This is a genomic window from Zoogloea sp. (assembly GCF_023150065.1).
Classification (GTDB): Bacteria; Pseudomonadota; Gammaproteobacteria; order Burkholderiales; family Rhodocyclaceae; genus Zoogloea.
Genome location: NZ_JAKLLN010000011.1, coordinates 100,258 through 120,334, shown reverse-complemented (window position 1 = coordinate 120,334; position 20,077 = coordinate 100,258). Strand labels below are relative to the sequence as shown.

The window sequence follows — 20,077 nt, the reverse complement described above, 5'->3', positions numbered from 1 at the left end:
CGTGCGGACATTGAATTAGCAGCAAATGCCTTTGAGGAAGCATTGTTCTATTTCGATTTGAATTGCTTGGCGATTCGGAGGCATTTTTTGACTGAATTGGCTGGCACGCAAGCTGCTATTGGTTGGCTGCTTCTCAATAAATAAGGTTGAATCGAAAAATGAAGAAAACCAATATCGTCGCGCTGGTCCTGCTGGCTGTCAGTGCGGTCGCCTCAGCTCAAGATAACGTCAATATTTTCGGTACCGTCGATATGGGCTACCGCTGGAGCGACAGGAATGTGGATTCGCGAATTGGCAGCCAGTCGCGTATCGATTCCGGCACCAGCGTGCCGAGCCGCATCGGCTTTCAGGGCACCGAAGACATCGGTGGCGGCCTCAAGGCGAGCTTCGTCCTCGAAGCCGCCATCGACACGTCAACCGGCGACCTGACCGGTGGTGGCGGCTTCAGCCGTCAGGCCTTCGTTGCCCTGGCCGGCCGTTTCGGCAAGGTCGCGCTCGGCCGCCAATACACGCCGGGTTATCTGCTGACCTCGGAGGTGGATCCCTTTGGCAGCGTCACCGTCGGGCAGTACAACAACGTGTTCCTGACCGAATACCGCTGGAACAACCAGATCACCTATTTCTCCCCCGACTGGAGCGGCTTCTCCGTGTCGGCGGCATTGACCCCGAACGGCTACGGCCAGGAGTCCGTCGGCAACCGTGGAACTGGCGCGACCGGTGACGTGTACGGCCTGTCGGTCGTACCCCAGTACCGAAACGGCCCGCTGCTCGTGGGCGTGCATGTGCAGGAGCTGCGTTCGCGGACTTCCGGCCTCGATGCAGGGGGCGCGCCGGTGGCCGTGTCTTACGACGGCAAGAAGGTGCGCGCCTACGAGATCGGCGGCACCTATGACCTGGGTGTTGCCAGGCTCGCCGCGCTGTATGGCATCCGCCGCGCCGATAGCGCCGATTTCAGCCCCGACACCGGCGCCAGCGCGGGCAAGGATTCCCGCCAGTGGCTGATCGGCGCCACCGTGCCGGTCAGCACCCACGGCAAGGTGCTGGCGAGCTATGTGCGGCGTAGTACCGAGTTGGTCGGCGGTGGTGGCGACGCCAAGGCCAGCCAGTGGGCAGTGGGCTACGAGCATGCGCTGTCGAAGCGCACCGCGCTGTACGGCACCTTCTCCAACGTCACCAACAACGCTGCCGGGCGTGATGCCGACTTCATCAGTTCGGTGGGCGCCGGCTACAACCCGGGCAACGGCTACCAGCGCAGCGCCGCTTTCGGCATCCGTCACAACTTCTGATCCGGGTCGGGAGGCCCGGACGCATCGTGAGCTGGCCGAGCGCACGCTGGCTTTCCTTGAGCTGCAGGCCCATCGCGACACCTCGGTGGGCAACCTGGCCTACGGCCTGCAGAAGCGGGTCGAGCTGGGCCGGGCCCTGATCGGCGGGCAGAACATCAACGTCGCGCTGCGCCACGCTCATTTCGGCTACGTGCTGGAGAACGGGCGGGTCGCCGACGAGGGGCCGGCCGCAGCCCCTGCCGCTCCCCTGAAAACCTCACTTGGAATGCACGACATGAGCAAGAGCATCCGCTTCAACGCCTTCGAAATGAACTGCGTCGGCCATCAGTCGCCCGGGCTATGGACGCACCCGCGCGACCGTTCCTGGCAGTACAAGGACCTGGAATACTGGACCGATCTCGCCCGCATCCTCGAGCGCGGTTTCTTCGACGCCATCTTTATTGCCGACGTGGTTGGCTACTACGACGTGTACAAGGGCGACAACTACCACGCGCTGCACCAGGGCGTGCAGATCCCGGTGAATGACCCGCTCCAGCTTGCGGCGCCCATCGCGCTGGCCACCGAGCACCTGGGCATCGGCATTACCGCGTCGACCTCCTTCGAACACCCGTACACCTTTGCCCGTCGGCTCTCCACCGCCGATCACCACACCAAGGGTCGGGTCGGTTGGAACATCGTCACCTCCTATCTGGAGAGCGGCGCCAAGAACGTCGGCGAGGGCGGCCTGCGTCGCCACGACAACCGCTACGAAGTGGCGGCGGAATACGTGGAAGTGCTCTACAAGCTGTTCGAGGGCAGCTGGGAGGCGGACTCGGTGTTGCGCGACAAGGAGCGCCGCGTCTTCATCGACCCGGACAAGGTCCACGAGATCGGGCACAAGGGCAAATACTTCGAGGTGCCCGGCTACCACCTGTGCGAACCGTCGCCCCAGCGCACGCCGGTGCTGTTCCAGGCCGGGGCGTCGGGTGCCGGCAAGGCCTTTGCTGCCGGCCACGCCGAGTGCGTGTTCGTGTCGACGCCGGCCCGCTCGACCCTCAAGCAGTACGTCAGCGACATTCGCAGCCAGGCCGCCGCCGCCGGTCGGGATCCAGCCAAGGTGCTGGTCTATGCGCTGGTCACGGTGATCGTGGACGAGACCGACGAGAAGGCTCAGGCCAAGTTCGAAGAGTACAAGCAGCACGTCTCCTACGACGGTGCGCTGGTCTTGCTGTCGGGCTGGAGCGGTATCGACTTCGGCCAGTACGCCCCGCACGACCCGGTGCGCGCGGTGGAGACCAACGCCATCGTGTCGGTGGTCGAGCACCTGGCCAACGGTGAGAAGGAATGGACGATCGACGAGCTCGCCCGCTGGGCCGGCGTCGGCGGTCTCGGCCCCGTTTTCGTCGGCTCGCCGAGCACCGTCGCCGACATCCTGCAGCAGTGGGTCGAGGAGACCGACGTGGATGGTTTCAACCTGGCCTACGCGCTGGCTCACGAGACCTTCGAGGACGTGGTGAATCATCTGGTGCCCGAGCTTCAGCGGCGCGGTGTCTATCCGACCGCCTACAAACCCGGCACGTTGCGGGAGAAGCTCTTCGGTGAAGGCCCACTGCTGCCTGAGAGTCACCCCGCCGCACGCTATCGCGACATCGAGCGGGTGAAGCGTGAGGCCGCAATCCGTGCGGGCACGGCGCGACACGAGCAGGCGGTGGCAACAGAAGCCTGACCTGACGCATCACGTCGACTGCTTCTCCACCAGCACCCTGCCGCCAGAGGTGCTGGTGGAGGAGCAGTTTTTCGGCACAGCGTGCCTGATTCCGGTGCCTTGAGGCATGGCACGCATCGTGCAAATCCTCGGCGACAGCGCACCGCCGTTTCGGGGTGCTCCCAACGGCTGGTGGCCCTGGCCCGGATTCGCTCCGCGCCGGTGGCCGCCACCCAAACCGAGTCAAGGAAACATCATGAGTCTCGACATCTTCTGGTTCCTGCCCACTTCCGGCGATACCCGCTACCTGGGCAAGTCCAATTCCGGTCGTCCGGTCACCAACGAATATCTCCAGCAGATCGCCGTTGCCGCCGACAACCTGGGCTACGACGGCCTCCTGATCCCCACCGGTAGCGGCTGCCTCGACCCGTGGGTGACGGCTTCGACGCTGGCCAGCGTCACCCACCGGATCAAGCTGCTGGTGGCCCTGCGCACGGCCCTCACCAAGCCCACCGCCGCTGCCCGCATGGCCGCGACCCTCGATCAGGCCACCCACGGCCGCCTGTTGTTGAACGTGGTTGCCGGCGGCGATTCGACCGAGCTGGCTGGCGACGGGATCTTTCTGGATCACGACCAACGCTACGCCGAGGCTGCCGAGTTCCTCGCCATCTGGCGACGCCTGCTGGCCGGCGAATCGGTGGATTTCGCAGGGCGCCATCACCGCGTCGAAGGGGCACGCAATTTCTTCGAATCGGTGCAGAAGCCGTATCCACCGCTGTATTTTGGCGGATCCTCGTCGGCGGCCCACGATCTGGCCGCCGAGCACGTGGATACCTACCTCACCTGGGGCGAGCCGCCCGCGGCGGTGGGCGAGAAGATTGCCGACGTGCGCGCCCGCGCCGCCTGCTTCGGACGCACCGTGCGCTATGGCGTGCGCCTGCACGTGATCGTGCGCGAGACCAACGAGGAAGCCTGGGCCGCCGCCGACAAGCTCATCAGCCGCCTTGACGACGAGACCATCTCCAAGGTGCAGGCCCGTTACGCCGCCATGGATTCGGAAGGTCAGCGCCGGATGGCCGCGCTTCACGGCGGGCGCCGCGACAAGCTGGAAGTCAGCCCCAACCTGTGGGCGGGCGTCGGGCTTGTCCGCGGCGGCTGCGGCACAGCGCTGGTCGGCGATCCCCAGACGGTGGCCGCCCGCCTGAAGGAATACGTCGATCTCGGTGTCGACAGCTTCGTGCTGTCCGGCTATCCGCACCTCGAGGAAGCCTACCGTTTTGCCGAACTGGTCTTCCCGCTGCTGCCGGGCAAGCAGCCCGTCACCATCCAGGATCAGGTCATGACCGGCGGTCCGTTCGATACCAGCACCGTCAAACAAGACAACACGAAAGAAGGGGTAACAGCATGACCCGCGTCATCGACATGCGCTGCAGGCCGGCGTTTCTGCATGATTTCTTCGGCGCAACGCCGGGCTCCGCCGCCAACGATGTAGCCCGCTGGCTCAACCGGCGCGTCGGCTCCCGTGGTGACGACGAGCACTACGCCCGCTCGCGCACCCAGGAAGGCTTTCTGGCCGAAGTGCGCGAGGCCGGCCTCGCCAAGGCGGTGGTCGTCGGGCGCCACACGCCCGGCCAGCACCTGCCGAACGACCTGATCCACCGCATCACCCACGGCCATGACGAACTGCTGGGCATCGCCGGCGTCGATCCGGCGCTGCAGGGCCAGGCAGCGGTGGACGAGGCTGAACGCGCCATCCGGGAGCTGGGCCTGGCCGGCATCGACATCGAACCGGGCTTCGGCGCGCCCCCGCGTCACCCGGACGATCCGGTGTATTTCCCGATCTACGAAGTCTGCGCCGCGCTCGGCGTGCCGGTGTTCCTGATGACCGGGCCGACCACCCCCGACCTGCGCTTCAACGATCCGGCCCCGCTCGCCCGAGTCGCCCAGGCGTTTCCGCAGCTGCCGATCGTCTGCTACCACGGCTACTGGCCCAATGTGCAGCAGGCCATTGGCGTCGCCTTTCGCTACGAGAACGTGCATCTCGTGCCGGACATGTACCTCTTCCAGCCGGGCTGGGGCACCTATGTGGAGGCGGCCAACAGTTTTCTCGGCGACCAGTTCCTGTTCGGCTCGTCTTACCCCTTCCGCCCGATTCGTCAGAGTATCGACGACTTCTTGAAGCTTGGCTTCAAGGAGTCCGTGCTCGACAGACTATTGCATGGAAATGCCGAACGGCTGTTTGGGCTCCAGGCCTCTGGGGACGCTTGCTGAGTGCTCAGCCAAACCCGCATGGTCCCCGGCAAACGCGCATAAAGTGTCCTTTCCTGCCGGGGGGGCCGTGCGTGTCCTGCCACGAGATGCAGGGCATCTAGGTCCTGTGAGCGCAGTGCGACTGGACGATCAGGTCTCTGCCATTCCTTCGCCGATCACCCTTGTGCCTTACCCCGCGCCCCATGCAGCTTCCTGTAGCTGTCAATCAGCCGCTGGTGCCGGTCCAGTCCTTCCAGCTTCATGCTGGTGGGGGTCAAGCCAAAGAAGCGCACGCTGCCGTCCACCGAACCCAGCACCGCGTCCATCCGCGGGTTGCCGAACATGCGGCGGAAGTTGGCTTCGTAGTCGTCCAGCTCCAGTTCGTCGTCCAGCAGCACCTCCAGCACCACGTTCATGGCCTGGTAGAACAGCCCGCGTTCGACGGTGTTTTCGTTGTATTGCAGGAAGGCTTCCACCTGCTCCTTGGCGGCTTCGAATTGCTGCAGGGCGAGATTGATCAGCAGCTTCAATTCCAGGATGGTCAGCTGGCCCCAGGCGGTGTTTTCGTCGAACTCGATGCCGATCAGGGTGATGATGTCGGTGTAATCGTCCAGCTCGCTGTCTTCCAGGCGCTCCAGCAGGGCTTCCAGGCGGGCGTCGTCGAGGCGGTGCAGATTGAGGATGTCTTCGCGGAACAGCAGGGCCTTGTTGGTGTTGTCCCAGATCAGGTCTTCCACCGGATAGACCTCGGAATAGTCCGGCACCAGGATGCGGCAGGCGGTGGCGCCGAGCTGGTCATAGACCGCCATATACACTTCCTTGCCCAATTCTTCGAGAATGCCGAAGAGGGTGGCGGCTTCGTCGGTATTGGAGTTTTCCCCGTGGCCGGAGAAGTCCCATTCGACGAATTCGTAATCGGCCCTGGCGCTGAAAAAGCGCCACGACACCACACCGCTGGAGTCGATGAAGTGTTCGACGAAGTTGTTCGGCTCGGTGACGGCGTTGCTTTCAAAAGTCGGCCGGGGCAGATCATTGAGGCCCTCAAAGCTGCGCCCCTGCAGCAGCTCGGTGAGGCTGCGCTCCAGCGCCACTTCCAGGCTGGGGTGGGCGCCGAAGGAGGCAAACACGCCGCCGGTGCGCGGGTTCATCAGGGTGACGCACATCACCGGATACTGCCCGCCCAGGGACGCATCCTTCACCAGCACCGGAAAGCCCTGCTTTTCCAGTTCTTCAATGCCCGCCAGGATGCCGGGGTATTTGGCCAGCACGGCCGGCGGTACATCCGGCAGGGCGATCTCGCCTTCGAGGATCTCGCGCTTCACCGCCCGTTCGAAGATCTCCGACAGGCATTGCACCTGGGCTTCGGCCAGGGTGTTGCCGGCGCTCATGCCGTTGCTGAGGAAGAGGTTGTCGATCAGGTTGGACGGGAAATACACCACCTCGCCGTCCGATTGCCGCACATAGGGCAGCGAACAGATGCCGCGTTTCACATTGCCGGAGTTGGTGTCGTAGAGGTGCGAGGCGCGCAATTCGCCATCGGCGTTGTAGATCTGCAGACAGTATTCGTCGAGGATGCCGGCTGGCAGCGCATCCTTGCGGCCGGGCTTGAACCAGCGCTCGTCGGGGTAATGCACGAAAGGTGCCTCGGCAATATCCTCCCCCCAATACTGGTCATTGTAGAAATGATTGCAATTGAGGCGCTCGATATATTCGCCCAGGGCCGAGGCCAGCGCGCTTTCCTTGGTGGCGCCCTTGCCATTGGTGAAACACATGGGCGAATGCGCATCGCGGATATGCAGCGACCACACATTGGGCACAAGATTGCGCCAGGAGGCAATTTCAATCTTGATGCCCAGGCCCGCCAGCACTGCCGACATATTGGCGATGGTTTGCTCCAGGGGCAGGTCCTTGCCGGCGATATAGGTGCTTGCGGCGGAGTCCGGCTTCAGCGTCAGCAGGGCCTGCGCGTCGGCATCCAGATTCTCCACCTCTTCAATCACGAACTCCGGCCCGGTCTGCACCACCTTCTTTACCGTGCAGCGCTCGATGGAGCGCAATATGCCCTGCCGGTCTGCGGCAGAGATGTCCGCCGGCAATTCCACCTGGATCTTGAAGATCTGCTGGTAGCGGTTTTCCGGATCAACAATATTGTTCTGGGACAGGCGGATATTGTCGGTGGGGATATTGCGGGTCTCGCAATACAGCTTTACGAAATAAGCCGCGCACAGGGCCGACGAGGCCAGAAAGTAATCGAAAGGCCCCGGCGCCGAGCCGTCACCCTTGTAGCGGATGGGCTGGTCGGCCACCACCGTGAAGTCGTCGAATTTGGCTTCAAGGCGAAGCTTGTCGAGAAAATTGACCTTGATTTCCATGGGGGAATCCTGAAATGGCGTTCAAAACGAATTGGCCGCCATTATCGCGGTTTTCCCGTGGAAAGCTCCGTCAGGTATCTCGGCGGCAGTGGGTGTTCCGTCCGCCCCCCTTCAGATGCTGAACGGCCCCTGCGCCGCCAGCATCTCCGGTGCCCGCCCGATCAGCGTGAGCTTCGGCGTCTGCTCGGGGGGCATGTTGCTGATGATGCGTTCGGCCAGGGTTTTCCAGTCGCCCTTGAAGCGTCCTTCGTCCCATACCCGCAACAGCTCCTGGGTGAAGCGGCCGTTGCCGATGCCGTCCCCGGATTCCTGGTTGTCCTGGCAGCCCGCCATCAGCAGCACCGGGCCTTTGAGGGGCATGTTGAGCTCGCGGGTCAGCAGGCGTTCGTCGGGGCCGCGCTGCTGGCGGCCAAGGCGGGTGTAGAACTCGCGATTCATCCGGAAGGCCTTGGCGGCCATGTCGAGGGGCAGCAGGCGGCTACGCGGGGTCGCCGGGTCGGCCGGCGCGGCCACCGTCGGGGTGCGCCGGGCGGCGCGGGAAACCGTGCCGCTGTGGCAGCTGTCGGAGATCATCACGATGCGCACGTCGTCGGCAAAGCCCGACCACAACTCATACAGCTCGTCGTCGATCAGCATGCCGTCGAAGAGGCACAGGGTTTCGTCGGAGCCATCGTCTTCGTCGGCATTGAAGTCGGGCACCTGGCTGCCGTGGCCGGCATAGGTGAACAGGAAGACGTCGCCCGCCTTGAGTTCGGCTGCCGCGGCAGCGATGGTGCTGCGGACTTCATCGCGGGTGGCTTGTTCGTCGCGCAGCAGGGTGCGCTTTTCAAAGCCGCGTTCGGCGGCGATACGCTCCATGTCTTCCGCGTCGAAATGGCAGCCATAGAGCGGTGCGTCGGCGCCATAGTGGGCCGGGTCGATGTGGTTGATGCCTACATGCAGGGACCAGCCCCGGCGAGTGGGGGCTGCAGCGGTGCCGAGCCCGCGGGAACGGGGCGTGGCGCGGGCGATGGCGTGGGCTTTCTGGATGGCCTGCTCGAAGCGGTCGGCGACCCGTCCGTAGCCGGGGTTCTTCGGGTGCAGTTCGTCGTGCCAGGAGCCGAGCGTGCTGCCCACGGCGCCCCGGGCATCCACGTGGATGACGCGCTCGCCGAAACCGGCCACCAACTGGCGCAGGCGCTGATTGAAGCGGTCGATCATGTGGGCGGCGATGCCCCGCTGCGCGCTGCCGTCGGTGATGCCGCGCGATTCCATGGGCTTGCCCAGCCATTTGCCGCTGTTGGGGATCACGTAGTCGTAGCCGTGGCAGATGGTCACCACGCCGGGCTCGGCCTCCACCTCGCGCAGCACGCGTTCATACATGGCCAGCGCATGGTCGAGCAGCTGCTCGAAGCTGGGCAGCACGTGGGCGGCGGGCGACAGCGCCGGGTCGAAGTCGCGCAGGTGGGCGCGCAGGTTGCCCCCGCCCAGGGCGTCGTTGCCGCCGGCCGAGAGCAGGAAGATCGAGGCGTGGTCCTCGCGGATGGCCTCGATGTACTCGCGCTCCTTGAGCATGTTCTCGAGGGTGTCACCGGCAGCATCCAGGCTGCGCACGGCGAAGCCTTTCTCGTAGAGCTGGTCGATGGTGTCGTCGAGGATGATGGGGTACTGGAACCAGGAGTCGCCCTCGGAGACCAGGATGGGGCCGTCATACCCGTCCGCCACCATGTGGTTGAAGCGGGCCGCACGGCGCAGGCGGGCGATGCCGTTGGCAAAAGTCAGGGCCGCATCGCTGCGCGCCCTGGCTGCTGCGGGGTCGGCTGGCAGCGCTATGGTTTCGGGGTTGAGCTGCAGGCGGGGGTTGAAGAGGCCGGAGCCTTCATCGTCGATCAGGAAGTAGCGCGCCAGATCCCGCTCCGGGATCGAGAGGTCGGCCAGCTTGCGGTTGAGTTCGGCGGGGGTGATGCGGGTATCGGTCATGATCAGGCCTCCAGGGTGGGTGCGCTTGAAGGGAAACGAAGCCCGTCCGATCCGGCAAACAAGAGGTGGTCGCAGGGGCCAGGGGAACGATCCAGCATAGACATGACATCAAGCTACGTCCACGGACCCGGCCCTCCCGGCGCTAGCCCGTGCGCAGCGCCAGATCCTTCTCGAAGGCGGCGATCACCGCGGCGTCACGGCTCTTGTAGCGTTCGCCGGGGTGGGCTGCGAAGTTCTGGTCCGTGGGGGCTTCGGCAAATTCGTCGTCGCAGAAGGCGTACAGGAACTCCCCCGCCGGCGTCTCGTAGACCTTGAACAGGGCGTTGGTGTACACCACCGGCAGGGGCTGGCTGAGGCTGCCGACTTCCACGTCGTAGAGCTCGCAGGCGGCGTTCAGCGCGTCCTCGTAGGTGGGCTCGAAGGGGCAGTCTTCGTAGCTGTGCGCATCCACCAGGATGCCGGCGGCTTCATAGACGTAGCCATTGGCCTGGGGGACATGCCAGATGGCGAAGTCCACATGCTCGAAAACCCGGGTGATCTGGTCGCTCAAATCGGTTCTCCTGATGCTGTTCATGAAACGCTGAAGTACAGCGCGCTGCCGTCCAACTGCATGCTGCGCACCTTGATCAGCTTGCCGGGCTGCTTCTGGCGGAAGAGGGCGAGGCTCTCGCTGACGCCGGACCAGAGGTCGGAGATGACCGACTGTTCGGTAACCTCCACGCCGCGCTGGCTGTCACCGGTGGCGAGCAGGCGGAAGCACATGCGGGCTTCGGCGCCGTGCACCTCGAACCAGCCCTTGAGGTCTTCCGTCTTGCCGATCTGCCAGTCGAAGCCCAGGGTGCGCAAGGCCTCCGCGAAGGGCGCGTAGCCCTTGTCCATGTCCTTGAAATTGATGGTGTCGGTGGGGAGTGTCTGCAGGTCGGGGTTCATGGGGGAGATCGGGCAGGGTGGGGACGTTTTAGGGCGGGATGGTATCGGGTGTGGCGCCGCTCACCTGCCGGGCTTGCGCTCGAAGCGGGTGAGGCGCACGTCCACCGTCAGGCTCAGGCTTTCCAGGGCCGCGGCACGGGCGCGCCCTTCGGCGCTGGCGCGGTACAGGTGCGGGGTCATGACCAGCAGATCGGCGATCTGGGCCGGGCTGGAGAGGCTCAGGGTGTGGCGCATGGGCTCGCCGGGGGGCAGGGCTGTGAAGCCGGCAGGGGCGGTCGGGGCGGCGGGGCGTTCGGGCTTGAGGCTGGGGTAGATGATCTCGCGCAGCTCACGCAGGTGGTCGGGCCCGGCATCCACCTTGAGCAGCAGCCCGCCGGGTTTCAGCACCCGGGCAAACTCCGGATACACCGGAAAGCCGAACATGCACAAAACCCGGTCGAGGGTGCCGGGCAGCACGGGCAGGTTGGCGTTGCTGCCGACGACCCACTGGGTGTGCCGGTCCTGTTTGGCGGCGGCGAGCACGGCCCACTTGGAGATGTCGAGGCCGAGCAGCGCCAGGGCGTGTCCGCGCCGGGTGGCGGCCGCGGCGAGCTGGCGCAGGTAATAACCTTCGCCGCAGCCCGCATCGAGACAGCTGGCGGTGGCGCCGGGGGCGAGGCCGGCCAGGGTGGCTTCGGCCACGGCGTCGGCGATGGGCTGGTAGACCCCCGCCTCCAGAAAGCGCCGGCGCGCGGCGATCATCTCCTTGCTGTCACCCGGATCGCGGGAGCGCTTGTTCTGCACCGGCAGCAGGTGGGTATAGCCCTGGCTGGCGATGTCGAAGCTGTGACCGGCCGCGCAGCGCCAGCTGGTGCCGTGGCGCTGCAGGGCGCCGCCGTCCAGCGGACAGGCGAGGGCCGGGAAGGGGGTGATCGGAGGCTTGGGCATCAAGGGGCTGCGCGCGGACGGTGTGCTCTGGGGAACTGCGGAGCGGATGTTAGCGCGATTGCCGGCCGGACGCAGCGGGCGTGGATTGTCAGCCCCGTGGGCTGCGCAGCAGGCGGGTGATGTCGCGGCCGCTGATGGCCTCGTTGGCGTAGCTGAAGCTGCCGTGCGCCTGCACTTCCCGGGCGGCGCGCAGGAAGGCGCCGTAGGCGGCCCGGGCGAAGGAGCCGCCGACGCTGATGCGCTTGACGCCCAGGGCCGCCAGGTCGGCCACGGTGAGGGTCACGCCTTCCATGCCCATCAGCACGTTCACCGGCCGGTCCACCGCGCTCAGCACGGCGGCGATGTCTTCGCGGGTGCGCAGGCCGGGGGCGAACAGCACGTCGGCGCCGGCTTCCTGGTAGGCCTGCAGGCGCCGGATGGTGTCGGCGAGGTCGGGCTGGCCGAGGAAGTGGTTCTCGGCCCGGGCCGTCAGCGTGAAGGGGAAGGGTAGGGCGCGGGCGGCTTCGACGGCGGCGCGGACGCGTTCGGCGGCGAGATCCAGCGGGAGAATCGGCGCGTCGCGGTCGCCGCTGCTGTCCTCGATGGAGCCGCCGACGATGCCCGTTGTGGCGGCGAGGCGGATGGTTTCGGCCACCGTCTCGGGGGCATGGCCGAAACCGTTCTCCAGGTCGGCGCTGAGGGGCAGGTCGGTGGCGTCGGCCATCTGTCGCAGGTGCGCCAGCATGCCCTCGCGGCCCACCGCGCCGTCCGTCAGCCCGCAGGAAAAGGCGTGGCCGGCCCCCGTCGAGGCCAGGGCCTTGAAGCCCATCCCGGCCAGCAGCCGGGCCGAGCCGACATCCCAGGGGTTGGGGATGACGAAGCAGCCCGGGTCGGCGTGGAGCTGGCGGAAGGCAAGGGCGCGGGCGGCGAGAGAGGTGTCCATGGCAGTGCTCCTGGGTGGGCGGAAAGACAGTGTGGCATGCGCGGGTGGCATGCCCACATTCAAAAAGATCAGCCATCGTGCTTCTTGCGTGGCCGTCGATGGGCTCATTAGACTGGCTTGCGGGCCGCGCTTCAAATCACTTCTTTGATCCCTTTGCATGAGGTTGGTGAATGTCAATCGCACTTGTCCGGCTTCCCTCCCTGGATCTTGTCCGGGGCTTCGTGGCGGTGGGGCGCCGCATGAGCATCACCCTGGCAGCCCATGACCTGTGCCTCACCCAGTCGGCGGTGAGCCGCCAGGTGCTCGCTCTGGAAGACATGCTGGGGGTGCGCCTGCTGGTGCGCGGGCATCGCTCCATCGCCTTCACGCCGGAGGGTGAGCGCCTGTTCCGCAGCGCCGACGGGGTCGTCCAGCAGTTGCAGGACGTGATCGGTGCGATCCGGGTGAGTGCGGCGTCGAAGCCCGTTACCGTGACCACCAGCATCGGCGTGGCCGGCCTGTGGCTGCTGCCCAGGCTGGGGGATTTCCTGCGCCGCCATCCGGGCATCGATGTGCGCCTGTCGGCCAGCAACAGCCTCAGTGACCTGCGCTTCGACGGGCTGGACCTGGCCATCCGCTATTGCACGCCCGAGGCCGCCCCGGAGGGCGCGGTCCGGCTGTTCGGCGAAACCGTGGCGCCGGTGGCCCACCCCTCCCTGGGCCTGACGGCCTTGCGGGAGCCGGCGCAACTGGCCGACCAGGTTCTGCTCGAGTTCGACGGGGAGTACCGGCCCTGGCTGCAGTGGAGCGAATGGCTGGCCAGCCAGGGCTGGGGCGAGCTCAAGCCCCGCGGCGTGCTGCGCTTCAACCAGTACGACCAGATGATTCAGGCCGCCATTGCCGGCCAGGGTGTGGCCCTTGGGCGGCTGGAGCTGATCGGTCTGCCCCTGGCCGAAGGGCGGCTGCTCCGCTGCGACCTGCCCCGCCCGGGGCCGGCGTCGGCCAACGCCTACTGGCTGCTGCGCAGCGAGGCGGCGCCCCGGGCCGAGGTGGAGGAAGTGGTGCGCTGGATACTCGCCGAGGCGGGGGTGGCCGGGTAGGTGAGTGCTCTCGCATTTCATTTTGGAATGGCAATGGCCGGGATTTGTCGTTTGAGTGCAGCCTTGGGATGGCTTTCAATGGGGCCATCCTGAGCCCTCGCGAAGAGCGCTCGGGGCCACCCACCCATGCTGGTAGCGAATTTCAGAGGTTTTCGCGCCAGCCCAGCCAAGGAGGTCTCATGCGATTCCAGGCACCCCCCAGTCCGTCGCCCCGGCAACCCCTTCCCCAGTCCGCCCCGTTTGCCCCGGCCACGCCCCGGCTGCCGGGGGTGAAGGGCAACTTCGGCTACCTCGGGGCGGCGCCCGAGCGGCCCTTCAACTACATGTTCCAGCCGCCGGCGGGTACGCCCTGGCAGAACTGCGAGTACGCCCTGCACCCCATGCATGTGGTGGATGCCCGGGCCACCGCCGCCCGCCCCTCCATCGACCGGGAGGGTTACGAGCTGTGGGATGCCCCCAGCGCCGTGGCGGACTTTGCCGACGAGGCGGCGATCCTGCGCTACTACTACGCCGAGGCCGCCGAGCTGGCGCGCTGGGTCACCGGGGCCCGCCAGGCCTGGGTCTTCGATCACCTGGTACGCCGCCGGGAGGCCGGGCGCCCGGCCCTGGGCTTCGGCCGCCAGGGCGATGGCAGCAACCCGGCGGCGGTGGGGCGGGTGCATAACGACTACAGCGAAGCCTCCGGGCGGCGGCGCCTCGACCTGGTGCTGACCGACGCGGCCGAGCGGGCCCGGGTCGAGCGCTTCGCCATCGTCAACATCTGGCGCTCCATCGCCGGCCCGGTGGTGGATACGCCCGTGGCCGTCTGCGATGCCCGCTCGGTGTCGTCCCGCGACCTGGTGCCCACCGAGATCCGCTACCCGGAGCGCAGTGGCGAGATCTACCTGGTGCGCCACGCCGCCCGCCATCAATGGGCCTACTTTCCGGGCATGGATCGCCACGAGGCCCTGGTCTTCAAGCAATACGACTCGCAGATCAACGGTACGGCGCGCTTCACGCCCCATTCCGCCTTCGATCTGCCCGACGTCCCCGCCGACGCCCCCCTGCGCCAGAGCATCGAGGTGCGCTGCCTGGTTGTTTTTGAGTGAAGGAGCCCCCCATGAGCGAATCCCCCTGCCTTGCCGCGCCCGTCGTCGAGTTCTGGTTCGAGTTCGGCAGCAACTACAGCTACCCCAGCGTGATGCGCATCGAGGCTGCCGCCGCCCGGCACGGTGTAACGGTTGCCTGGAGGCCCTTCATGCTCGGCCCGATCTTCCGCGAGCTGGGCATGGACAACTCCCCCTTCGTGCTGCAGAAGGAGAAGGGCGCCTACATGTGGCAGGACATCGCCCGGGAATGCCGCAAGTACGGCCTGCCATGGACCCGCCCGAGCCACTTTCCGCGCCTCGGCGTGCTGCCCCTGCGGATCGCCATCCAGGGTGCCGGCATGCCGTGGATGGAGGCCTTCTGCCAGCGGGTCATGCAGCTCAACTTCGTGCACGACCAGGACATCAACAGCCCCGAGCCCTTGGCCGCCATCCTCACCGACCTCGGCCTGCCCGCCGCGGCGCTGCTGGCCCGGGCCGGCTCGGAGGAGGTCAAGGCGCGCCTGCGCGAGCAGACCGCCGAGGCCCGCGCCCGGGGCGTCTTCGGCGCGCCCACCTTCTTCGTGGGCGAGGAGATGTTCTGGGGCAACGACCGCCTCGACGATGCCCTGGCCTGGGCGGCGGCGCAGGGCGTGGGCGGATGAGCGCCCTGCCTGCCCCCGGCCCGCGGGAGGCGGCGTGGCTCGAGCAGGGCTACCGCCCCTGGCCGGCTGCCGGAGGTTTCCTGCCGGTCATCGTCCGCCTCTTCCAGCGGGAGGATGGCGCCCACCTGCGCTTTCGCGTGGAGCTGGGCCCGGCCCACTGCAACGGCCATGGCCGGGTGCATGGCGGCCTCATCGCCACCCTGGCGGACGTCTGGCTGGCCGGCAACCTGGCCCGGCGCCTGCCCCCCGAGGCCGGCTTCGTCACCGCCAGCCTGCAGGTGGACTACCTGGGCGCAGCCGCCGCCGGCGACTGGCTGGAGAGCGAGATGGACTGGGTGCGGGTGGGCGGCCGGCTGTGCCACGCTGCCGGGCGTATCCGGGCCGGTGACGGGAGGCTGGTCACGGCCATGCGGGGGAGCTTCGTGCGGGTGACGGTGGGCGATCGCCAGACGGATTGCTGGTGACTGACAGGGGCGGCCGGGGCGTCGCTATTCCTCGAGGTTCGGCCGCATGAGGGCTTCGAACCATTCCAGGAAGACCTGCAGGCGTCGGGAGCGCTGGCGCCGGTGGGGGTAGAGCAGCGATACCGGCATCGGCGCGGCGCGGTGCTCCGGCATCACTTCCACCAGCGTTCCGGCATTCAGCAGGTGCTGCACATCGAAGCGCGGGACCTGGATCAGGCCAAGGCCGACCAGACAGCAGGCGATGTAGTTCTCCGCATTGTTCACGAGTACCCGGCTGGGTACCTCGATCTGCTGCGGGCTGCCGTCAGCTGCCGATGATTCCCAGGGGTGCGCCTTGCCGGTCCTGGGGGATGCATAGCCCACCACCCAATGAGCGCCAGGGAGATCCGCGGGGTGACGTGGTTCGCCGTGCTCGCGCAGATAACCCGGGCTCGCACAGTTGATCAGTGCGATACGGCCCAGGGAGCGTACGACGAGGCTGCTGTCCTGCAGGGCCCCGATGCGCACCACGCAGTCCACGCCCTCCCGCACCAGATCGATGCTGCGGTCGGTGGACGAGACGGTCAGCTGCAGCTGAGGGTGGCGGCCCAGCAGGCCAGGCAGGGCGGGGGCAATCAGGCGGCGGGCGATGCGGCTGGGGGCGTCGACGATGAGTCGGCCGGAGACCTGGCGCTGGCTGGCCTGGAACAGCTGGTCGATGTCGTCCACCTCGGTGAGCAGGGCCCGCACACGATCCAGCAGGAGTTCCCCATCGGGCGTCAGGCCCACGCGCCGTGTCGTCCGGTGCAGCAGGCGCACCCCGAGGGCCACCTCGAGTTGCTGGATGGCGGCGGACACGGAGGCCCTGGGTACCTCCAGGGCGTGGGCGGCCTTGATGAAGCTGCCCATCTCCGCGACCTGGGCGAATAGGCGGTACTGGTCGAACCTGTCCATGCGGGAGGCCTGTCTCTCCTTGCGTGATGCGGGGCTTCAGCCGGCCTGGCTGCCCTGCCCGGGAAATGCCCTCACTTGGTGGTGTAACCACCATTGATGAGGATGGTCTGCCCGGTGATCCACCAACCGTCGCTGACCAGATGGCGGATGAAGGGCACCACGTCCTCGATGTCGGTGAGGCCGGTCTTGCTGAACGGCGAGAGGGCCGCGGCGGTCTTGTGATAGGCCACGGCATCGGCGCCTTCGGCCGGGTAGAAGAAAGGCGTGTCCATCGGGCCCGGGCCGACCGCGGTCACCGAGATGCCCCGCGCCCCGAACTCCTTGGCCGCCGCCCGGGTGAAGTGTTCCACCGGGGCCTTGGTACCGGCATAGCCCGCGTAGAACGGCGTGAAGGCCCCCAGCAGGGAGCTCACCAGCGTCACCACCTTGCCGTTGTCGTTAACGTACTTGCCGGCCTCCTTGAGGAAGAAGAATGCCGACTTGCTGTTGACCGCAGACAGCTCGTCGTACTCGGCCTCGGTGATGTCGCTGATGGGCTTCTTGAGCACCTTGCCCACGGTGTTGATGGCAATGTCCGGTCGGCCGAAGGCGGCGACGGTATCGGTAAACAGCTTCTCCACGGCACCTGCCGTAGTCAGGTCGGCCTGCAGGGCCAGGGCGTGGGCGCCCGCCGCCTGGACGGCGGCCACGGTGGCTTCGGCGTCGGCCTCGGAGGCTGCGCTGTTGTAATGGATCACCACCGCCCGGGCGCCTTGCCGGGCCAGGTCACGGGCCAGGAGGCCGCCGAGGTTCTTGGCCCCGCCGGCAATCAGAACGATCTTGCCCTTGATGGAATGATCTGCCATGGAAAGTCTCCTTCAGGATGATTGGGGGTCCCAGCTTAGGGTGCTGCGGCAGGCCGATAAATGCGCTGCGCCTGGATGGATAATCCAGAAATACCACCCAATCGCGTAGCGCCCTCAGGGCCGCTCGCCCAGGGCCGCCAGCCACGCTGCGTAGCCACCGCGCAGGGGCCGGACCGAGGTGTAGCCCTGCTCCATCAGCTGGCGGGCGGCCTGGATGGCGCCGGCGTCCTCGGGGCAGGCGCACAGGGTGACGATGGGCTGGTGCCGGGGCCAGTCGCCCACGGCGTGGTCAAGGGCGTCGTGTTCGGCCACCCGCGCCCCCACGATGGGGCCGGTTTCGGCGATCAGGGTGGCGCCGCGCAGGTCGAGGACGAGGGGGCGGGGTTCGCCGGCCAGGGCGTCGATGAGCTCGGCGGGGGTGATGTGGGGCAGGTCGCCGGCTCGCCGGAAGCGGTGTTTCTGCCACAGTTTCCAGCCCAGCCAGGCCCCGGCAAGCAGTACGGCGACCAGGGCGGCACGGCCGGCGTGCCGGTCGAGGGCCAGGATGGCGGCCTGCACGGTGTCCCGCAGCACCCACCCGGCGCCGAGGGCCAGGCCGGCCCACAGGGCCGCACCGACCGCCGCCGCCACGACGAAGCCGCCCAGGGACATGCGCAGGGCGCCGGCGATGGGCGGGGCAACGGTGGAGAAGCCCGGCACGAACTTGGCCACCACCAGGGACGAGAGGCCCCAGCGGATGAAGCGGGCCTCGGTCTGGCTCACGCAGGAGGCCGGGTTGATGGACAGCTTGCACAGGCCCGCCAGCACCCGGTAGCCGAAGCGCCGGCCCAAGGCGTACCACAGCAGATCGGCCAGCACCGAGGCTAGCACGGCCGCCGCCAGCACCTTGCCCAGCTGCCCGGGCAGGGCCGCCAGGCTGCCGGCCAGCAGCAGGGTCGGGACGGCGGGTACCGGCAGCCCGACCTGCTGCAGCAGGACGTTCACGAAGACCACGGCAACGGCGTCCCGCTGCAGGGTGTGGCCGAGTTCGGCGATGTCCATCGGCGGCCGGACGCTCAGGCCTTCAGGCGCGTCACCTTGTCGGCAAGGGCCTGCATCTGGTCCTTGACCAGCTTGGTCAGGCGCTCGTCGGTGAGGTTGCCGTCGGCATCGAAGCTGCTGGTGAAGGCATTGGCGAAGACCTCGGGCTTGTTGAGGGGCTGCATGTCGAGGCACACGCAGACCTGGCGCAGGTGGTACTGGGCGCGGGAGCTGCCCATGCCGCCGGCAGCGCCCATGATGGCCACGGCCTTGCCGGCCAGCAGCGCGTTGTCCGGCTCCCGGGAGGCCCAGTCGATGATGTTCTTGAGGGCCGGGGCCAGGGAGTAGTTGTACTCGTTGCAGGCCAGCACCAGGGCGTCGGCCGCGGCGATCTGGGCCAGCACGCGGCTGACCGCGGCGGGTTTGTCGGTGATGTCGGCGTTGTAGAAGGGGATGTCGCCAAGTTCGGCGATCTCCAGGCTCACGCCCTCTGGCAGGTTGGCCCGGGCGGCCCGCAGCAGGCCCTTGTTGGTGGATTTCTGACGCAGGCTGCCGGCGATTCCCAAAAGTTTGATCGACATGCGGATTTCCTTCTCGGATGGGTGAATCTTGGGTGGGGGCGCCCCGCGGGGCGCAGCGCCCATCCTAGGGCGGCGGCCGACGAGCCGCAAGGCCGCCGCTCAGCTGGCCTTGATCAGGCGCCCGCACTCGCTCAGCAGGCGGCGGATCCAGCGGTGGGCCGGGGTGAGGTGATTGCGCTCGTGCCACAGCAGATAGAAGCGCATGGCCGGAAAGGGGATGGGGGAGGGCAGGATGGTGAGGGGCAGCAGGTCGGCATAGAAGCGGGCGAAGTGCCGGGTGGTGGTAAACACCAGGTCGCTGTTGATGAGCAGGTAGGGGGCCGAGGTGAAGGACTGCACCACCACCCGCTCGTCCCGGTTGATGCGGTGGGTGGCGAGCATGGTGTCCACCACCCCGCGTTGGGTGATGGAGTAGGGCATGGGCACGATGTGCACGGCCCGCTGGTAGTCCTCGGCGCCGAGGCCCTTGCGGGCCAGGGGGTGATTGTTCGAGACCAGCAGCACCACCTCGTCTTCGAGCAGCATGGACAGGTGCATGCGGTGGGGCGGCTCCGGCCAGTTGCCGATCACCACGTCCAGGTCGCCCTCGGCCAGGGAGCGCTCGAAGTCGAAGCTCGGCCCCAGGGACTGCAGGCTCAGGCGCACCTGGGGCGCCTCCTTGCGGATGCGTTCCACCACGCTGGCCATGAACAGGGGGGCGAGGTAGTCGGGGGCGCCGATGCGGAACTCGTAGCGGCTGCTCTGGGGCTCGAAGGACTCCGGCGAGAAAGTCATCCGGTCGATCTCGGCCAGTGCCCCCTTGGCGTGGGACAGCAGGGTGAGGGCCCGCTCGGTGGGCACCATGCCGCTCTTCTCGCGTACCAGCAGCGGGTCGCCCAGGATCTGGCGCAGGCGCTTGAGGGCCAGGCTCACCGCCGGCTGGGACTGGTTGAGCTTGAGGGCGGTGCGCGACACGCTGCGCTCCGAGATGAGCAGGCACAGCATGCGCAGCAGATAGGTGTCGAGCTGGTCGTCGCTTCGTCGGCTGCTCATGGAGGGTCCGGGGACAATATCGAAATCTATATATAGCTTATAACGCTATATCTGTTTTCTTAAA

The 20,077-nt window shown here is 67.0% G+C and carries 19 protein-coding genes and 1 pseudogene; 9 read left to right on the top strand and 11 right to left on the bottom strand.

The window, feature by feature from the left end; all coding sequences use genetic code 11:
- Window positions 1-158: 158 nt before the first annotated feature.
- The 5 genes and pseudogenes from L6Q67_RS13860 to L6Q67_RS13840 all read left to right on the top strand — a co-directional run bounded on the left by L6Q67_RS13860 (window position 159) and on the right by L6Q67_RS13840 (window position 5,241).
- On the top strand, window positions 159-1,286 hold the full coding sequence (locus L6Q67_RS13860) for a porin (protein ID WP_296570279.1): 1,128 nt from the start codon (window positions 159-161) through the stop codon (window positions 1,284-1,286).
- 22 nt (window positions 1,287-1,308) lie between these two features.
- Window positions 1,309-1,425: pseudogene (locus L6Q67_RS13855) on the top strand (ABC transporter ATP-binding protein); the annotation flags it as partial.
- Between the two features lie 126 nt (window positions 1,426-1,551).
- Window positions 1,552-2,991 (top strand): LLM class flavin-dependent oxidoreductase, encoded by a 1,440-nt coding sequence (locus L6Q67_RS13850; RefSeq protein ID WP_296570346.1) that lies wholly within the window; start codon window positions 1,552-1,554, stop codon window positions 2,989-2,991.
- Between the two features lie 235 nt (window positions 2,992-3,226).
- The gene (gene ssuD / locus L6Q67_RS13845) at window positions 3,227-4,378 is read left to right on the top strand and encodes an FMNH2-dependent alkanesulfonate monooxygenase (RefSeq protein WP_296570276.1); all 1,152 of its coding nucleotides are present in this window, start codon (window positions 3,227-3,229) and stop codon (window positions 4,376-4,378) included.
- Window positions 4,375-5,241 carry an amidohydrolase family protein gene (locus L6Q67_RS13840; RefSeq protein ID WP_296570274.1) on the top strand — a complete coding sequence of 289 codons (867 nt, stop codon included), beginning with the start codon at window positions 4,375-4,377 and terminating at the stop codon, window positions 5,239-5,241. Before ssuD ends, L6Q67_RS13840 begins: the two co-directional genes overlap by 4 nt.
- Before the next feature lie 155 nt (window positions 5,242-5,396).
- Here L6Q67_RS13840 and L6Q67_RS13835 read toward each other — a convergent pair whose 3' ends face one another.
- The 6 genes from L6Q67_RS13835 to L6Q67_RS13810 all read right to left on the bottom strand — a co-directional run bounded on the left by L6Q67_RS13835 (window position 5,397) and on the right by L6Q67_RS13810 (window position 12,330).
- The gene (locus tag L6Q67_RS13835) at window positions 5,397-7,592 is read right to left on the bottom strand and encodes an OsmC domain/YcaO domain-containing protein (RefSeq protein WP_296570272.1); all 2,196 of its coding nucleotides are present in this window, start codon (window positions 7,590-7,592) and stop codon (window positions 5,397-5,399) included.
- Window positions 7,593-7,703: 111 nt separating this feature from the next.
- The gene (locus tag L6Q67_RS13830; protein ID WP_296570270.1) at window positions 7,704-9,551 is read right to left on the bottom strand and encodes a caspase family protein; all 1,848 of its coding nucleotides are present in this window, start codon (window positions 9,549-9,551) and stop codon (window positions 7,704-7,706) included.
- 142 nt (window positions 9,552-9,693) lie between these two features.
- Complete coding sequence (locus L6Q67_RS13825) at window positions 9,694-10,101, bottom strand: hypothetical protein (protein WP_296570268.1); 408 nt, start codon at window positions 10,099-10,101, stop codon at window positions 9,694-9,696.
- A 20-nt stretch (window positions 10,102-10,121) separates the two neighbouring features.
- Window positions 10,122-10,481 carry a hypothetical protein gene (locus L6Q67_RS13820; protein ID WP_296570266.1) on the bottom strand — a complete coding sequence of 120 codons (360 nt, stop codon included), beginning with the start codon at window positions 10,479-10,481 and terminating at the stop codon, window positions 10,122-10,124.
- A 60-nt stretch (window positions 10,482-10,541) separates the two neighbouring features.
- Window positions 10,542-11,408 (bottom strand): putative RNA methyltransferase, encoded by an 867-nt coding sequence (locus tag L6Q67_RS13815; protein WP_296570265.1) that lies wholly within the window; start codon window positions 11,406-11,408, stop codon window positions 10,542-10,544.
- An 88-nt stretch (window positions 11,409-11,496) separates the two neighbouring features.
- Window positions 11,497-12,330: an oxaloacetate decarboxylase gene (locus tag L6Q67_RS13810; protein WP_296570263.1), complete on the bottom strand. Its 834-nt coding sequence runs from the start codon at window positions 12,328-12,330 to the stop codon at window positions 11,497-11,499.
- 170 nt (window positions 12,331-12,500) lie between these two features.
- Between L6Q67_RS13810 and L6Q67_RS13805 the strand changes: the two genes are divergently transcribed.
- The 4 genes from L6Q67_RS13805 to L6Q67_RS13790 all read left to right on the top strand — a co-directional run bounded on the left by L6Q67_RS13805 (window position 12,501) and on the right by L6Q67_RS13790 (window position 15,602).
- Complete coding sequence (locus L6Q67_RS13805; RefSeq protein WP_296570261.1) at window positions 12,501-13,409, top strand: LysR substrate-binding domain-containing protein; 909 nt, start codon at window positions 12,501-12,503, stop codon at window positions 13,407-13,409.
- 179 nt (window positions 13,410-13,588) lie between these two features.
- Window positions 13,589-14,497 (top strand): CmcJ/NvfI family oxidoreductase, encoded by a 909-nt coding sequence (locus L6Q67_RS13800; protein ID WP_296570259.1) that lies wholly within the window; start codon window positions 13,589-13,591, stop codon window positions 14,495-14,497.
- A gap of 11 nt (window positions 14,498-14,508) precedes the next feature.
- Complete coding sequence (locus tag L6Q67_RS13795; protein WP_296570257.1) at window positions 14,509-15,138, top strand: 2-hydroxychromene-2-carboxylate isomerase; 630 nt, start codon at window positions 14,509-14,511, stop codon at window positions 15,136-15,138.
- Window positions 15,135-15,602, top strand: a complete 468-nt coding sequence (locus tag L6Q67_RS13790) for a PaaI family thioesterase (RefSeq protein WP_296570255.1) — start codon at window positions 15,135-15,137, stop codon at window positions 15,600-15,602. Before L6Q67_RS13795 ends, L6Q67_RS13790 begins: the two co-directional genes overlap by 4 nt.
- Before the next feature lie 24 nt (window positions 15,603-15,626).
- Here the strand turns inward: L6Q67_RS13790 and L6Q67_RS13785 are convergent, their stop codons facing one another.
- The 5 genes from L6Q67_RS13785 to L6Q67_RS13765 all read right to left on the bottom strand — a co-directional run bounded on the left by L6Q67_RS13785 (window position 15,627) and on the right by L6Q67_RS13765 (window position 20,013).
- On the bottom strand, window positions 15,627-16,535 hold the full coding sequence (locus L6Q67_RS13785; protein WP_296570253.1) for a LysR family transcriptional regulator: 909 nt from the start codon (window positions 16,533-16,535) through the stop codon (window positions 15,627-15,629).
- A gap of 71 nt (window positions 16,536-16,606) precedes the next feature.
- Window positions 16,607-17,380, bottom strand: coding sequence for an SDR family oxidoreductase (locus L6Q67_RS13780; RefSeq protein ID WP_296570251.1), 774 nt, complete (start codon window positions 17,378-17,380; stop codon window positions 16,607-16,609).
- 114 nt (window positions 17,381-17,494) lie between these two features.
- The gene (locus L6Q67_RS13775) at window positions 17,495-18,421 is read right to left on the bottom strand and encodes a VTT domain-containing protein (RefSeq protein WP_296570249.1); all 927 of its coding nucleotides are present in this window, start codon (window positions 18,419-18,421) and stop codon (window positions 17,495-17,497) included.
- Window positions 18,422-18,435: 14 nt separating this feature from the next.
- On the bottom strand, window positions 18,436-18,981 hold the full coding sequence (locus L6Q67_RS13770) for an NADPH-dependent FMN reductase (protein ID WP_296570247.1): 546 nt from the start codon (window positions 18,979-18,981) through the stop codon (window positions 18,436-18,438).
- 99 nt (window positions 18,982-19,080) lie between these two features.
- Entirely contained in the window at window positions 19,081-20,013 is a 933-nt protein-coding gene (locus tag L6Q67_RS13765) for a LysR family transcriptional regulator (protein ID WP_296570246.1), read from the bottom strand.
- Window positions 20,014-20,077: the final 64 nt, after the last annotated feature.